Raw genomic sequence first — 14,082 nt, forward strand, 5'->3', positions numbered from 1 at the left:
TTGAAAGGGATGTATGAATATCACGACTACGCGGGCGGGGGTGGGGGAGGCGGAGTGGAAGGTGCGGGTGGATCTGGCGGCGTGTTATCGGCTGGTGGCGCATTTCGGGATGGACGACCTGATCTACAACCACATTTCGGCCCGCGTGCCGGGCGCGGATGAGCATTTCCTGATCAACCCCTACGGAATGGCCTACGAGGAGATCACGGCGTCCAGCCTGGTCAGGATCGATCTGGACGGCAATGTGGTGGACGACGGCGGCCAGGGCTATGGCGTGAACCATGCGGGCTTCGTGATCCACTCGGCGGTGCACCGGGCGCGGCCGGACGTCGATTGCGTGATCCACACCCACACGCCCGCCGGCATGGCGGTATCCGCGCTCGAGTGCGGCCTCTTGCCGCTGACGCAGACTGCGATGTTCTTCGGCAAGGTGGCCATGCACGAGTACGAGGGCGTGGTGGTGGACCTGGGCGAGCAGCGGCGGATCGTCGACGATCTCGGCGACAGCCAGGCCATGATCCTGCGCAACCACGGTCTCCTGACGGTGGGGCCGTCCATACCCGAGGCCTTCACCGCCATGTACTGGCTGGAGCGCGCCTGCCAGGCGCAAGCAATGGCCATGGCCTGCAATACTCCCCTGCACTTGCCCGCCTCCGCAGTGGTCGAGCTCACCAACCACCTCTACAAGCCCACCACCCGCCGTCCCTTCGGCCTGCTCGAATGGCCCGCCCTGCTGCGCCTGCTGGACCGCCGCGACAACTCCTATAGAAACTAAGCGGAGCCACGCAGGACGCGGTGCCCCGCACCAGACACCCCTTGCAGATCCAGGGCACAGCGGATCCGGCTTCGCCGGTCCGCCGGTGCCGCCCCCTGGGGGGCGCGCTTTAGCGCGTAGGGGGGATTTTGATTTGATCGGCCCGGGTAAACCCGCTATACTCGTATGGTTTGTCGGAAAGCAGGTCTTGAAAAGGTGCTAGTCGTCCGATGAAGACGATCGAAGACGATCCGCGCCCTTCAAATGCCAACGGAAAAGCGGCCAACGGAAAAGCGGCCAACGCAAAAGCGGCTGGCGGGAACGCCGCCACGGGGAAGGCGCAGCGGGAAATATCCGGTGTGCGCGACCAAAGGGAGGCCGGCGAACCCGATCCATGGGGTTGGGAGGCCCGCGACGCCGAGCGTCTGCGATCCAATGAACAGGTAGAACCGCTTCGGCTTACCGAAGCAGAACGGATAGTGTTGCGTCAGCGGGCCGTGCGGGACTTGCTGCATGCGATAATTATTCAGGTTGCCGTCAGCGTAGTCGTTGCCGTGCTGGCCTACGCGGTGTCAGGGAGCGCCGCCGGAGGGTCGGCGCTGGTCGGTGCCGCGGCATACGTCATTCCCAACGCCTTGTTCGCATTCAGGCTGATTCTGAGTGTGCACAAGCCGGGGGGAGCAAACCCCGCAACGTTTTTCTTCGGCGAGTTCCTCAAGATCGCCATCGCTGCCGTGTTCATTGTCGCGGCGGCGAAGTTCGGTCGTGAGTGGCTTGTTTGGCCCGCCTTTCTGGCGGGTTTGGTGTGTGCGCTGAAAAGCCAGTGGCTGGTACTGGCTTTCGGCAAGAAGGATTGAAGGTGACGGCACGGGCAGGACATCCCGGCCGGCATCGCAAGCATTTCAAAATCAGGTCGTAGGATAGAACCCCCCGATATGGCTTCCACCACAGCGCCGACCGCGTCCGAGTACATCGTCCACCACCTGGGACACCTGAACAACACCGGACACAAGCAGACTCTCATTGCCGATTTCTCGGTCGTCAACTACGACACGCTCTTCTGGTCCATCTCCATGGGCCTGCTGGTCGTGTTCCTGATGTGGCTGGGCGCCCGCCGCGCCACCGCCGGCGTGCCGGGCAAGATGCAGGCCTTCGTCGAGATCCTGGTCGAGATGGTCGACGAACAGGCCAAGGGCATCGTCCATAACGCCACCTCCCGCCAGTTCGTCGCGCCGCTCGCGCTCACGGTGTTCATGTGGATCATCTTCATGAACGCGCTGGATCTGCTGCCGGTGGACCTGCCCCACTATCTGTTCGGCCTGGTCGGACTGGGCGACGTCATCCACTACCATCGCATCGTGCCCACGGCCGACCTGAACGCCACCATCGGCATGTCGCTCGGCGTGCTGCTGCTGATGCTCTACTACGGCATCAAGATCAAGTCGCCCGGCGGCTTCGTCAAGGAGCTGTTCACCGCGCCGTTCCATGCGCACGGCATCGGCGCCGTCATCCTGGCCCCCTTCAATTTCCTGCTGAACCTCATCGAATACGCCGCCAAGACGGTTTCGCTCGGCATGCGGTTGTTCGGCAACATGTTCGCCGGCGAACTGATCTTCATGCTGATCGCCCTGCTGGGCGGCGCATGGGCCGGATTGAACGCAACCAGCGTGTTCCTTGGCATCGGCCACCTCATCGCCGGGTCGATCTGGGCCATTTTCCACATCCTGATCGTCGTGCTGCAGGCATTCATTTTCATGATGCTGACCCTGGTGTACGTGAGCCAGGCGCACGAAGGGCATTGATCGGGCCTCCCGTACGTCCTTCGGGCGCCCCCAGGGGCGGCGCTGGCAGGCCGGCGGAGCCGGATCTGCGGCGCCCGTGGGGTCGGGGGAAAGTGGAGATGTGCAGGTGTGTGTAGAAATACCGGGGCGCGGTGGGTTGCCGCGGTCCAGTAGCAAGTTAGCAGTATCCGTCGTTCCAATCTTCAACATAACTAGTCGTTTTTCGATTCATATCAAGGAGTTGTCATGACCAACGTCGCTCTCGTCGCTCTCGCTTGCGGTCTGATCATCGGTCTGGGTGCCATCGGCGCTTGCCTGGGAATCGCGATCGTCGGTGGCAAGTACATCGAGGCTTCGGCTCGCCAGCCCGAGCTGATGAACCCCCTGCAGACCAAGCTGTTCCTGCTGGCCGGCCTGATCGACGCGGCCTTCCTGATCGGCGTGGGTATTGCCATGCTGTTCGCTTTCGCGAACCCGTTCGTCGGCTAAGACCTCTATTCGACATGACCGCTCCGTGACGCGGCCCTCGCCCTCGTCACGGATGATGTTCTTTTCCGAATAAGGAAACACCGTGAATCTGAACGCGACACTCGTCTTCCAGATGCTCGTGTTCTTCATTCTGGCGTGGTTCACGATGAAGTTCGTGTGGCCGCCTCTGATGAAGTCCATCGAAGAGCGCCGTCTGAAGATCGCCGAAGGCCTCGCCTCGGCCGAGAAGGGCAAGGCCGAGCTGGTGCAGGCCGAGGCCCGCATCGGTCAGATCGAAGCCGCCGCCAAGGCCGAGAACCAGGCTCGCCTGGCCCAGGCCGAGAAGCAGGCTGCCGCCCTGATCGAGCAGGCCCGCAAGGACGCCGAGGCCGAACGCGCCCGCATTCTCGAGCAAGCCCGCCAGGAAGCGCAGCAGGAAGCCCAGCGCGCCCGCGAAGGCCTGCGCGACGCCGTGGCGCAACTGGCCGTCAAGGGCGCCGAGGAAATCCTCAAGCGCGAAGTCAACGCCCAGGTGCATGCCGAACTGCTCGGCCAGCTCAAGGCGCAGTTGTAAATGAACCCGCGCGGGTGGCACGGCAGCGTGCCGCTCTCGCGTTTGCGAATCACCTCGCTAACCGTATCAGGCATCGAGAGCCACCATGGCTGAACTGTCCACCATCGCCCGGCCATACGCTGAAGCGCTGTTCGGCGTTGCCCGTGCAGATAGCGCAGGCCTTGCCGCCTGGGCCGAGCTTGTCGCCGAAATGGCGCAGGCCGCCGCGCACCCCGACGTGCGCAGCGCCATCGCCGATCCCAAGCTCGACAACGAGCAGCGAGTCGAATTGTTCACGGCCACGCTGAAGACGCCGCTGTCGCCGGCCGCGCGCAATTTCGTGAAGCTGCTGGTCGAAAACGGCCGCTTGCTGCTGTTGCCCGAGATCGCATCGCAATTCCTGTGGCTCAAGAATCGCCACGAGGGCACCGCGGATGCCGAGATCGCCAGCGCATTCGCGTTGACCGATGCCCAGGTTGCCGACCTGGTCGCCGGGCTGGAAAAGAAATTCGGCGTGAAGATCAAGCCCACCGTCCGGGTCGACGCTTCGCTGATCGGCGGCGTGCGCGTGTCCGTCGGGGACCAGGTGCTCGATACCTCCGTGCGTGCGCAGCTTGATCGCATGCGCGACGCGCTCGTCGCATAGTTCGGTCGCTGCGCCCTTATCGGCACCGAGAGAAAGGATTCCAGGAGTCAACCATGCAACTCAATCCGTCTGAGATCAGCGAACTGCTCAAGAGCCGCATCGAGGGCCTGAGCAGCTCTGCTGACATTCGCACCCAAGGCACGGTCGTTTCCGTGACCGACGGTATCACCCGCATCCACGGCCTGTCGGACGTGATGCAGGGCGAAATGCTCGAGTTCCCCAACAACACCTACGGCATGGCGCTCAACCTCGAGCGCGACTCCGTCGGCGCCGTGATTCTGGGCGACTACACCCACATTTCCGAAGGCGACACGGTCAAGACGACCGGCCGCATCCTGGAAGTGCCGGTGGGTCCGGAGCTGAAGGGCCGCGTGGTCGACGCGCTCGGCCAGCCCATCGACGGCAAGGGCCCGATCAACGCCAAGGCGACCGACGTGATCGAGAAGGTCGCCCCGGGCGTGATCGCGCGCAAGTCGGTGTCGCAGCCGGTGCAGACGGGCCTGAAGGCCATCGACGCCATGGTGCCCATCGGCCGCGGCCAGCGCGAGCTGATCATCGGCGACCGCCAGACCGGCAAGACCGCCGTCGCCGTCGACACCATCATCAGCCAGAAGGGCAAGGGCCTGACCTGCGTGTACGTGGCGATCGGCCAGAAGGCCTCGACCATCAACAACGTGGTCCGCAAGCTCGAAGAGCACGGCGCGCTGGAATACACCATCGTCGTGGCCGCCTCGGCCTCCGACTCGGCCGCGATGCAATACATCGCCGCCTACTCGGGCTGCACGATGGGCGAGTACTTCCGCGACCGCGGCGAAGACGCCCTGATCATCTATGACGACCTGACCAAGCAGGCCTGGGCCTACCGCCAGGTTTCGCTGCTGCTGCGCCGCCCGCCCGGCCGCGAAGCCTATCCCGGCGACGTGTTCTACCTGCACTCGCGCCTGCTCGAGCGCGCCGCGCGCGTCAACGAAGAGTACGTCGAGAAGTTCACCAACGGCGCGGTGAAGGGCAAGACCGGTTCGCTGACCGCGCTGCCCATCATCGAAACGCAGGCCGGCGACGTGTCCGCCTTCGTTCCGACCAACGTGATCTCGATCACCGACGGCCAGATCTTCCTGGAATCGGACCTGTTCAACGCCGGCATCCGTCCCGCCATCAACGCCGGTATCTCGGTGTCGCGCGTGGGTGGCGCCGCCCAGACCAAGGTCATCAAGAAGCTGTCCGGCGGTATCCGTACCGACCTGGCCCAGTACCGTGAACTGGCCGCGTTCGCGCAGTTCGCGTCCGACCTCGACGAATCGACCCGCCGCCAGCTCGAGCGCGGCCGCCGCGTGGTGGAGTTGCTCAAGCAGCCCCAGTACCAGCCGCTGCAGGTCTGGGAGCTGGCCGTGTCGCTGTTCGCCGCCAACAACGGCTATCTCGACGACGTTGAAGTGAAGGACGTCCTGGCGTTCGAAAAGGCGCTGAAGGAATACCTGAAGTCCAAGTACGCCGCGCTGGTCGGCCGTATCGAGGACACCAAGGAACTGTCCAAGGACGACGAAGCCGCGCTGCACGAAGCGGTCAAGGATTTCAAGAAAAACGCTATCTGAACCCCCCTCGACGCGCTACGCGCGCCCCCCAGGGGGCGGCACCGGCGGACCGGCAAAGCCGGATCCGCCGTGCCCTGGAAGGCGGGGCAGCAACGGCTTAGAGGGAAACAGAGAAGGGAAGATAGATGCCCGGAATCAAGGAAATCCGAACCAAGATCAAGAGCGTGCAAAACACGCGCAAGATCACCAAGGCGATGGAGATGGTCGCCGCGTCCAAGATGCGCAAGGCGCAGGATCGGATGCGCGCTGCCCGCCCGTATGCCGACAAGGTGCGCAATATCGCCGCGCACATGGCGCAAGCCAATCCCGACTACGAGCACGCCTACCTGGCCAAGCGGGAAGACATCAAGGCTGCCGGTCTGATCGTGGTCACCACCGACAAGGGCCTGTGCGGCGCGCTGAACACCAACGTTCTGCGCGCGGTGCTCAATCGCCTGAAGGAATCCGAAGCGAAGGGCATCAAGGTCCAGACCACGGCCATCGGCAACAAGGGCCTGGGCTTCCTGACCCGTCTGGACGCCAACGTCGTGTCCCAGGTGGTGCAGCTGGGCGATGCGCCCAACCTCGAGCGCCTGATCGGCGCGATCAAGGTGCAGCTCGACGCCTATGCCGAGGGCAAGGTCGACGTGGTGTACCTGGCGTACAACCGCTTCATCAACACGATGAAGCAGGAGCCCGTGATCGAGCAGCTGCTGCCGCTGTCGGCCGAGCGCTTCGCGCAGACCGAGGAAGAAAAGAAGGCCTACTCGTGGGACTACATCTACGAACCGGATGCGAAGTCGGTCGTCGATGAACTCCTGCTGCGCTACGTGGAAGCGCTGGTGTACCAAGCCGTTGCCGAAAACATGGCGTCCGAGCAGTCCGCCCGGATGGTGGCCATGAAGGCTGCATCGGACAACGCCAAGAAGGTGATCGGCGACCTGCAACTGGTCTACAACAAGACCCGCCAGGCTGCCATCACCAAGGAAATTTCGGAAATCGTGGGTGGTGCGGCGGCGGTGTAAGCCGGCGCGACGCCTTAAAGAATCAGGAATCGAGGAATCGATATGAGCAACGGAACCATCGTTCAGTGCATCGGTGCCGTGGTGGACATCCAGTTCCCCCGCGACAGCATGCCCAAGATCTACGAGGCCCTCACGCTGGCCGACGAGAGCTCGGCCTTCGCCGAGAAGGGCTTGACCTTCGAAGTGCAGCAGCAGCTGGGTGACGGCGTCGTCCGCACCATCGCCATGGGCTCGTCCGACGGCCTGCGCCGCGGCATGGCCGTGGCCGCCAGCGGCGCGCCCATCTCGGTGCCCGTGGGCACCGGCACGCTGGGCCGCATCATGGACGTGCTGGGCCGTCCCATCGACGAAGCCGGCCCGATCAAGTCGGAAGAGCGTCGCGCCATCCACCAGGACGCGCCCAAGTTCGACGAGCTGTCGCCCTCCGTAGAGCTGCTCGAGACCGGCATCAAGGTTATCGACCTGGTGTGCCCGTTCGCCAAGGGCGGCAAGGTCGGCCTGTTCGGCGGCGCCGGCGTGGGCAAGACCGTGAACATGCTCGAGCTCATCAACAACATCGCCAAGCAGCACAGCGGCCTGTCGGTGTTCGCGGGCGTGGGCGAGCGGACTCGCGAAGGCAACGACTTCTACCACGAAATGGCGGAAGCGGGCGTCATTAACCTGGACAAGATCGAAGAGTCCAAGGTGGCGATGGTGTTCGGCCAGATGAACGAGCCTCCGGGCAACCGCCTGCGCGTGGCGCTGTCGGGCCTGACGATGGCCGAGAAGTTCCGCGACGAAGGCCGCGACATCCTGTTCTTCGTCGACAACATCTACCGCTACACGCTGGCCGGCACCGAAGTGTCCGCGCTGCTGGGCCGCATGCCCTCCGCCGTGGGCTACCAGCCGACGCTGGCCGAGGAAATGGGCAAGCTGCAGGAGCGCATCACCTCGACCAAGACCGGCTCGATCACGTCGATCCAGGCCGTGTACGTGCCCGCGGATGACTTGACCGACCCGTCGCCCGCCACGACCTTCCTGCACCTGGACTCGACCGTCGTGCTGTCGCGTGACATCGCCGCGCTGGGTATCTACCCCGCCGTCGATCCGCTCGACTCCACCAGCCGCCAGCTCGATCCGCAGGTCGTGGGCGAAGAGCACTACGCGGTGGCCCGCGGCGTGCAGCAGACGCTGCAGCGCTACAAGGAACTGCGCGACATCATCGCGATCCTGGGCATGGACGAACTGTCGCCGGAAGACAAGCAGGCCGTCAGCCGCGCCCGCAAGATCCAGCGCTTCCTGTCGCAGCCCTTCCACGTGGCCGAAGTGTTCACGGGTTCGCCCGGCAAGTACGTGCCGCTGAAGGAAACCATCCGCGGCTTCAAGATGATCGTCGAAGGCGAGTGCGACGCGCTGCCCGAGCAGGCCTTCTACATGGTCGGCACGATCGACGAAGCGTTCGAGAAAGCAAAAAAACTGTAACCCCCCTACGCGCTTACGCGCGCCCCCCAGGGGGCGGCACTGGCGGACCGGCAAAGCCGGATCCGCTGTGCCCTGGGTTCGGGGCAGTTATTTTGGGTAGGGGCGCTGGGGCTGCGCGAAGCGCAGTCCAGGAGAATTGAGTATGGCAACTATTCATGTAGATGTCGTCAGTGCGGAAGCGTCGATCTTCGCCGGCGAGGCGAAGTTCGTTGCGCTGCCTGGCGAGGCGGGCGAGCTGGGGATCCTGCCCGGCCATACGCCGCTGATCTCGCGTATCCGTCCGGGTACGGTGAAGATCTCGCGCGCGGACAACGGCGAGGAAGAGCACATCTTCGTCGCGGGCGGGCTGCTCGAGATCCAGCCGGGTACCGTGACGGTGCTGGCCGATACGGCCATCCGCAGCCACGACCTGGACGAGGCCAAGGCCGAGCAGGCGCGCAGGGCGGCGGAAGAAGCGCTGCGCAATGCCAAGGACAAGGCCGAAGTGGCCGTGGTCGAGGCCGAGCTGGCGATGCTGGCTGCGCAGCTGGCCGCCATCCGCAAGTTGCGGGGTGGAAGAAGCTAGGTCCTCCCTAGCGCTTCGCGCGCCCAGGTTGGAATGTGAATCGCGGTGTCCTAAGAGGCTCCGCGATTTTTTTATGGGGTCGGCTGCTGAGCTGCCGCGGGGGCGGGAAGGGCGGCGTTCAGGAGCTGTTCGGCGGTGGCGCGGGCGGCGTCGGCGGCTTTCAGATTGGCGTCGACATGGGTGGAGACGGACGCGCCATCGTAGAGCAGCATCAGCTGGTAAGCCAGGGACTCTGGATCGGCTGCGCCGGCTTCCCGGGCCAGGCTGGTGAACAGGTCGCGCATCCAGCCGCGCGCCGTGTCGCAGGCTCCCCGGATGCCGGCGCTGGGCGCGGATTCGGAGGCGGCGCGGCTGAAGGGGCAGCCGCGGTAGCGGGGCGCGGCCATGGTTTCCCGCATGCTGTCGAAGATGGCCAGCAAGCGTTCGCGGGGATCGACGCACTGGGCAAGGCGGGCGGCGATGCGCGCCTGCCGCGCCTCGTGCCGGGCAAGCAGGTAGGCCTGGATCAGCGCTTCCTTGCTGCCAAAGGTGTCGTACAGCGATGCCTTGGCCACGCCGGCGCGTTCGATGATCCGGTCTATGCCGACCGTGTGGATGCTCCCTTCGTAGAACAGCTCGTCCGCGGCGTCGAGCAGGCGCTGGCGCGCCGAACGGCGGGTCGCCGGGTCTTTTGTCGTATTCGTGTCCATGCCTTGACATTACCAGACAGGTCTGTACACTTCAAGCAATTCAGACAGACCTGTCTGTTTAATGTTCCGGATTCCACTCATGACTTGCGCTTCTGCCGCCAAGGCCGCCGCCCCCGTTCCCGCCTGCCCCCGGGCCCACGGCCGGCTGTCGCCGCGGTTCAGCTTCCATCTGCTGGCATCGATCACCCTGGCGTTCCTGGCGGGGTCGGCGGCGCCGACCCCGCTATACGCGATCTACCAGCAGCAATGGGGATTCTCTGCCACCATGCTGACAGTGGCGTTCGGCAGCTACGCCTTGGCGGTGCTCGTGTCGCTTTTGGTGGCTGGCCGCCTGTCGGACTATATCGGCCGCCGGCCGGTGCTCATGGCTGCCGCGGCGGTGCAGGCGGCGGCCATGGTGGTCTTTGCCACCGCGGACGGCCTGTCCGACTTGCTGGCGGGGCGCGTGATCCAGGGCCTGTCCGCGGGCGCCGCCATCGCCGCGGTGGGCGCCGGCATGCTCGATATCGACAAGGCGCGCGGCGCGTTGGCCAATGCGCTGGCGCCCATGCTGGGCACGGCGGTGGGCGGCATCATGGCCGGGATCATGGTCCAGTACCTGCCGGCCCCGACGCACCTGGTGTACGCCGTGCTGGGCGTGGTCTTCGTCTTGCAGGGCATAGGTATTTTCTTTATCGCGGAAACGGCGCCGCGGCGGCGCGGCGCGCTGGCTTCGCTCGTGCCCAGTTTCGCCATGCCGGCTTCCGTGCGCACACCGCTGCTGCTGGCGCTGCCGATCGTGGTTGCGGTCTGGGGGCTGGGCGGTTTCTATGCTTCGCTGGGTCCCACGCTGCTGCGCAGCCTGGTCGGGTCGAGCTCCGTCCTGCTCGGAGGCCTGGCGCTGTTCCTCCTGGCCGTCAGCGGCGTGATTGCCGTGGCGGTGCTGCGCGACCGTTCGGCCCGGATGCTGGCGCGCTTTGGCGCAGTCGCGCTGATGATCGGCATGGCGGCCGTGCTGGCGGCGCTTTCCCTGCATTCGTTGGCACTGTTCATGGTCGGGACCGCGATCGCGGGCACCGGGTTCGGCACCGGTTTCCAGGGCGCGCTGCGCAACGTGATCGCGCCTCTGCCGCCAACCGATCGGGCCGGTGTCCTGTCCGTGCTGTTCGTCGTGTCCTACCTGGCGATGGGCGTGCCGGCCATTCTTGCCGGCTACGATGTGGCGCAGCGTGGCGACATCGTCTTCACCGCGCGCGAGTTCGGCGCCGGCGTGCTGCTATTGGGCGCGCTGGCCTGGCTGGGCGCGGCAAGGGCAGCGCCGTCCACGCGCATCCAGGCTGCTTCCCCTCGCTCCGAGTTGTAACGAATCGACGGACCGGGGCAGGAAGCCGGCGCCTTGCGAGGCGCCGCATGCCGCGGCCTCGCGGCAACCTGCGCCCGGCGGGCCCCGGGCCGCTGCCAACAAATCGAAAACAACGGTATCCCAGGGCGGGCCGCGGGCCTTCCGCATGCTTGCTAGCATGACCGCTGAGTCGGCCAAGACGAGGCGTCAACATGTTGGCTTCCCTACCTCTCGACTTCCTGCCGGAGGCATACCGGGCGTGGTTCGTACTGGCGATCGCCATGGTCGTCGCCGTCATCATCGCCCTGATCGTCCACCGCATCGGCTTTCTGGTGCTCAGGCGAATCACCGCGCCGCGTCCCTATCTCCACGCCGTGGTGGTAGGTGGATGCACCGCCAGCCAGTTCGTGATGGCGCTGCTGGCGATACGCGTGGTGCTCAGCGGCGCGCCCGCGGACATGCCTTATACCCGCGGCCTGGCCTACGTCGTCACCGTGGCCCTCATCCTGTGCCTGACGTGGTGGGCCAACAGCTGCATCAAGTCGCTCAGCGATACGGCCATCCGGCTCAATCCCTACGACGTGGCCGACAACCTGCGCGCGCGCCGCATGCTGACGCAGACCCGGGTGCTGGCGCGCAGCGCCCATGCCGTGATCCTGCTGCTGGGCCTGTCATTCGTGTTGCTGACCTTGCCGGGCGTGCGCCAGATCGGCGCCAGCCTGCTGGCCTCGGCCGGCGTGGCGGGCCTGATTGCCGGCATCGCGGCGCGCCCGGTGCTGGGCAATTTCATTGCCGGCCTGCAGATCGCTTTCAGCCAGCCCATACGGATCGACGACGTGCTTATCGTCAACGGCGAGTGGGGCAGGGTCGAGGAGATCACCGGCACCTTCGTCGTGGTGCGCATCTGGGACGAACGGCGCATGATCGTGCCCTTGCAGTGGTTCATCGAGAATCCGTTCGAGAACTGGACGCACCGGACGGCGTCGCTGCTGGGCACCGTTTTCCTGTGGCTCGATTTCTCGGTGCCGCTGGAGCCGGTACGCAAGGAGTTCGAGCGCTTGTGCAAGGAGTCGCCGCTCTGGGACACGCGCGTGGCGGTGGTGCAGGTGACGGACACCACTGACCGCGCGATGCAGGTGCGCTTCCTGGTGAGCGCCGCCAATTCCGGCCAGGCCTTCGATTTGCGATGCTATTTGCGCGAGCGGCTGATCGCGTTCATCAGCGAACGCTATCCCGGCGGGTTGCCGCGCGTGCGCGCGCAGCTGGGCCGGGAGCGGGATGATGCCACGCCGGAAGGCCGCGTGATCCCGGTGTAGCGATCGGTAGCCGGGCGGCGCGGCGACATTCGCCGGTTGCCGCGCTTCAGTTGCCGCCCGCGCGGCCTCGCAGCGACGCCTCGATTTCCCTGGCGTGCTCGTGGAGTTTGCGCGCCAGCATCGCCACGCGGTCTTCCCGCATGCGGTCGTCGATGGCCGCCACGCTGATGGCCGCGATGGGCCGGCCCAGGGTGTCGCGTATCGGCACGCCGGCGGCGGTGACACCCCGCGTGACGCGGTTGCGGATCAGCGAATGGCCCAGTCGGCGGCAGGCCTCGATGGCGGCGCGCAGGTCCTGCTCGCTGAACCGGCCCTCTTCGCAGATGCGTTGCCCGTCGGTGGCGATGATGTCTTCCCGCTCGGCGTCGGGCAGGTACGAGAGGATGGCAAGCCCGCCCGCGCCGAGCCCCAGTGGACGTCGGCTGCCGATCGAGAGCGTGTTCACCCGTATCGGGGATGGCCCCTCGTGCCGCGCCTCGCACACGGCTTCGCTGCCGCTGCGCACCGACAGGTAGATGGTATCGCCGACCTCTTCGGCCAGCCGGTCCAGGCTGGCGCGGCAATGCTCGCGCAAGTCGTAGGACGCCGTGGCCGCCAGCCCCAGTTCGAACGCCAGCGGGCCGAGCGCATACCACTTGTCCGATTCTTTCTGGGTGACCAGGCGCTCGCGAATCAGACGGCGCAGCAGCCGATGCACGGTGGAATGGGGAAGGGCGGTAGCCTCGGCCAGTTGGGTCAGCGCCCGCCCTCGCTTGCCGGCCGTCGCCAGCAGCTTCAACAGCTGGACTGCCCGTTCAATGGTGCCCGGTTCGCCGGGGGTGCCGCCGCTTGCCATAACTCATGTCCATTCTGCGGAAATTCCGGTGTTCGCCGGTCGGGCCGATCATATATTGCTCCTCCATGCGGGACGCGGTTTTTCCATAGAGCGGAAACCCGCGACACGATAAGCGAGGAGACAGACGATGCGCGACCGTTTCATCAAGATGGCATTGACGGCGGCGACGGCGGTGGTGGGCGCCACCGCCGTCGCCGCCTATCCCGAGAGGCCCATCCAGCTCGTTCACGGTTTCGGCGCCGGCGGCAACGCCGATACCGTCTCGAGGCTGGTCGGCAAGTACCTGCAGGGGGTGCTGGGCCAACCGGTGGTAGTGGAGATCAGGACCGGCGCCGGCGGCATGGTGGCTTCCAGCCATGTCGCCAAGGCCGAGCCCGACGGCTACACCCTGGTGATGCTCACTGGCGGCCATACCGTATCGGCGGCCGTGAACAAGAACATCCCCTACGACCCCATCGGCGATTTCCAGCCGATCTCAACGGTCACGACCTTTCCGTTCGTGGTGAGCGTCAAGGCCGACAACCCCGCACGCACGCTGGCCGATCTGCTGGCGACGGCGCAAGCCAAGCCGGGCGGCGTGTCGTTCTCGTCGGTCGGGGTGGGTTCTACGCAGCATCTGACCGGCGAGCTACTGGCCGCGACCGCCGGCGTGAACATGCTGCACGTGCCGTACCGCGGTGGCGCCGCGCCGGTCCAGGCGGTGCTGGCGGGCGAAGTCGACGTGCTGGTCGACACGGCCACCGTGTCGGCGCCGCAGATCAAGGCCGGCACCATGCGCGCGCTGGCCGTCACCAGCGCCACGCCGTGGCCGCAGCTGCCGGGCGTGCCGGTGGCGGGCGAGACACTGCCAGGCTTCCAGGTGTACTCATGGCTGGGCATCGCCGCGCCGGCCCGCACCCCCAAGCCCATCGTCGACAAGCTCCATGCCGCGCTGGCGGCCATGGTCGAGGATCCGGCCTTCCGCAAGTCGATCGACGATATCGGCAGCCAGGCGAGCGGCAGCACGCCGGAGCAGATGCGCGCCATGATCGAGTCCGAGATCGCGCGATGGAAGAAAGTCGTCGAGCGCGCCAACATCGCGGCCAACTGAAGGGAGC

Annotated in this window: 15 protein-coding genes; 13 read left to right on the forward strand and 2 right to left on the reverse strand. The window is 65.8% G+C overall.

The genetic code is table 11. The features are described from left to right. Window positions 1-13: 13 nt before the first annotated feature. From CDO44_RS23200 to CDO44_RS23245, 10 genes are all read left to right on the forward strand, one after another. On the forward strand, window positions 14-775 hold the full coding sequence (locus CDO44_RS23200) for a class II aldolase/adducin family protein (RefSeq protein WP_087782615.1): 762 nt from the start codon (window positions 14-16) through the stop codon (window positions 773-775). A gap of 209 nt (window positions 776-984) precedes the next feature. Beyond that, window positions 985-1,611, forward strand: a complete 627-nt coding sequence (locus tag CDO44_RS23205; RefSeq protein ID WP_087782616.1) for an ATP synthase subunit I — start codon at window positions 985-987, stop codon at window positions 1,609-1,611. 78 nt (window positions 1,612-1,689) lie between these two features. After that, window positions 1,690-2,556 (forward strand): F0F1 ATP synthase subunit A, encoded by an 867-nt coding sequence (gene atpB / locus CDO44_RS23210; protein ID WP_087782617.1) that lies wholly within the window; start codon window positions 1,690-1,692, stop codon window positions 2,554-2,556. Between the two features lie 225 nt (window positions 2,557-2,781). Further along, complete coding sequence (gene atpE / locus CDO44_RS23215; protein WP_087782618.1) at window positions 2,782-3,024, forward strand: F0F1 ATP synthase subunit C; 243 nt, start codon at window positions 2,782-2,784, stop codon at window positions 3,022-3,024. Window positions 3,025-3,106: 82 nt separating this feature from the next. Continuing rightward, window positions 3,107-3,577 carry a F0F1 ATP synthase subunit B gene (locus CDO44_RS23220; RefSeq protein WP_087782619.1) on the forward strand — a complete coding sequence of 157 codons (471 nt, stop codon included), beginning with the start codon at window positions 3,107-3,109 and terminating at the stop codon, window positions 3,575-3,577. A gap of 85 nt (window positions 3,578-3,662) precedes the next feature. Then, window positions 3,663-4,202 carry a F0F1 ATP synthase subunit delta gene (locus CDO44_RS23225; RefSeq protein ID WP_087782620.1) on the forward strand — a complete coding sequence of 180 codons (540 nt, stop codon included), beginning with the start codon at window positions 3,663-3,665 and terminating at the stop codon, window positions 4,200-4,202. A 53-nt stretch (window positions 4,203-4,255) separates the two neighbouring features. Further along, on the forward strand, window positions 4,256-5,794 hold the full coding sequence (gene atpA / locus CDO44_RS23230; protein WP_087782621.1) for a F0F1 ATP synthase subunit alpha: 1,539 nt from the start codon (window positions 4,256-4,258) through the stop codon (window positions 5,792-5,794). A 125-nt stretch (window positions 5,795-5,919) separates the two neighbouring features. Then, entirely contained in the window at window positions 5,920-6,798 is an 879-nt protein-coding gene (atpG, locus tag CDO44_RS23235; RefSeq protein ID WP_087782622.1) for a F0F1 ATP synthase subunit gamma, read from the forward strand. 42 nt (window positions 6,799-6,840) lie between these two features. Next, a complete protein-coding gene (atpD, locus tag CDO44_RS23240; protein ID WP_087782623.1) occupies window positions 6,841-8,259 on the forward strand; it encodes a F0F1 ATP synthase subunit beta in 1,419 nt (472 codons plus the stop codon). A 142-nt stretch (window positions 8,260-8,401) separates the two neighbouring features. Continuing rightward, the gene (locus tag CDO44_RS23245) at window positions 8,402-8,824 is read left to right on the forward strand and encodes a F0F1 ATP synthase subunit epsilon (protein ID WP_087782624.1); all 423 of its coding nucleotides are present in this window, start codon (window positions 8,402-8,404) and stop codon (window positions 8,822-8,824) included. Window positions 8,825-8,895: 71 nt separating this feature from the next. Here CDO44_RS23245 and CDO44_RS23250 read toward each other — a convergent pair whose 3' ends face one another. Then, window positions 8,896-9,513 carry a TetR/AcrR family transcriptional regulator gene (locus CDO44_RS23250; RefSeq protein ID WP_087782625.1) on the reverse strand — a complete coding sequence of 206 codons (618 nt, stop codon included), beginning with the start codon at window positions 9,511-9,513 and terminating at the stop codon, window positions 8,896-8,898. A 79-nt stretch (window positions 9,514-9,592) separates the two neighbouring features. On the opposite strand from CDO44_RS23250, the gene CDO44_RS23255 reads away from it, so the two are divergent. Beyond that, the gene (locus CDO44_RS23255) at window positions 9,593-10,855 is read left to right on the forward strand and encodes an MFS transporter (RefSeq protein WP_158213404.1); all 1,263 of its coding nucleotides are present in this window, start codon (window positions 9,593-9,595) and stop codon (window positions 10,853-10,855) included. Between the two features lie 191 nt (window positions 10,856-11,046). Next, on the forward strand, window positions 11,047-12,150 hold the full coding sequence (locus CDO44_RS23260) for a mechanosensitive ion channel family protein (RefSeq protein WP_087782627.1): 1,104 nt from the start codon (window positions 11,047-11,049) through the stop codon (window positions 12,148-12,150). A gap of 46 nt (window positions 12,151-12,196) precedes the next feature. Here CDO44_RS23260 and CDO44_RS23265 read toward each other — a convergent pair whose 3' ends face one another. Further along, on the reverse strand, window positions 12,197-12,985 hold the full coding sequence (locus CDO44_RS23265) for an IclR family transcriptional regulator (protein WP_087782628.1): 789 nt from the start codon (window positions 12,983-12,985) through the stop codon (window positions 12,197-12,199). Window positions 12,986-13,112: 127 nt separating this feature from the next. On the opposite strand from CDO44_RS23265, the gene CDO44_RS23270 reads away from it, so the two are divergent. Beyond that, entirely contained in the window at window positions 13,113-14,075 is a 963-nt protein-coding gene (locus CDO44_RS23270; protein WP_087782629.1) for a tripartite tricarboxylate transporter substrate binding protein, read from the forward strand. Window positions 14,076-14,082: the final 7 nt, after the last annotated feature.

The organism is Pigmentiphaga sp. NML080357 (assembly GCF_002188465.1).
In the GTDB taxonomy this organism is placed as follows: Bacteria; Pseudomonadota; Gammaproteobacteria; order Burkholderiales; family Burkholderiaceae_B; genus Pigmentiphaga.

What these genes read in the sequence shown, in the direction of transcription:
- CDO44_RS23200 (WP_087782615.1), top strand. Translation starts at nt 14, where the DNA reads ATGAATATCACGACTACGCGGGCGGGGGTGGGGGAGGCGGAGTGGAAG.
- CDO44_RS23205 (WP_087782616.1), top strand. Translation starts at nt 985, where the DNA reads ATGAAGACGATCGAAGACGATCCGCGCCCTTCAAATGCCAACGGAAAA.
- atpB (WP_087782617.1), top strand. Translation starts at nt 1,690, where the DNA reads ATGGCTTCCACCACAGCGCCGACCGCGTCCGAGTACATCGTCCACCAC.
- atpE (WP_087782618.1), top strand. Translation starts at nt 2,782, where the DNA reads ATGACCAACGTCGCTCTCGTCGCTCTCGCTTGCGGTCTGATCATCGGT.
- CDO44_RS23225 (WP_087782620.1), top strand. Translation starts at nt 3,663, where the DNA reads ATGGCTGAACTGTCCACCATCGCCCGGCCATACGCTGAAGCGCTGTTC.
- atpA (WP_087782621.1), top strand. Translation starts at nt 4,256, where the DNA reads ATGCAACTCAATCCGTCTGAGATCAGCGAACTGCTCAAGAGCCGCATC.
- atpG (WP_087782622.1), top strand. Translation starts at nt 5,920, where the DNA reads ATGCCCGGAATCAAGGAAATCCGAACCAAGATCAAGAGCGTGCAAAAC.
- atpD (WP_087782623.1), top strand. Translation starts at nt 6,841, where the DNA reads ATGAGCAACGGAACCATCGTTCAGTGCATCGGTGCCGTGGTGGACATC.
- CDO44_RS23245 (WP_087782624.1), top strand. Translation starts at nt 8,402, where the DNA reads ATGGCAACTATTCATGTAGATGTCGTCAGTGCGGAAGCGTCGATCTTC.
- CDO44_RS23250 (WP_087782625.1), bottom strand. Translation starts at nt 9,513, where the DNA reads ATGGACACGAATACGACAAAAGACCCGGCGACCCGCCGTTCGGCGCGC.
- CDO44_RS23255 (WP_158213404.1), top strand. Translation starts at nt 9,593, where the DNA reads ATGACTTGCGCTTCTGCCGCCAAGGCCGCCGCCCCCGTTCCCGCCTGC.
- CDO44_RS23260 (WP_087782627.1), top strand. Translation starts at nt 11,047, where the DNA reads ATGTTGGCTTCCCTACCTCTCGACTTCCTGCCGGAGGCATACCGGGCG.
- CDO44_RS23265 (WP_087782628.1), bottom strand. Translation starts at nt 12,985, where the DNA reads ATGGCAAGCGGCGGCACCCCCGGCGAACCGGGCACCATTGAACGGGCA.
- CDO44_RS23270 (WP_087782629.1), top strand. Translation starts at nt 13,113, where the DNA reads ATGCGCGACCGTTTCATCAAGATGGCATTGACGGCGGCGACGGCGGTG.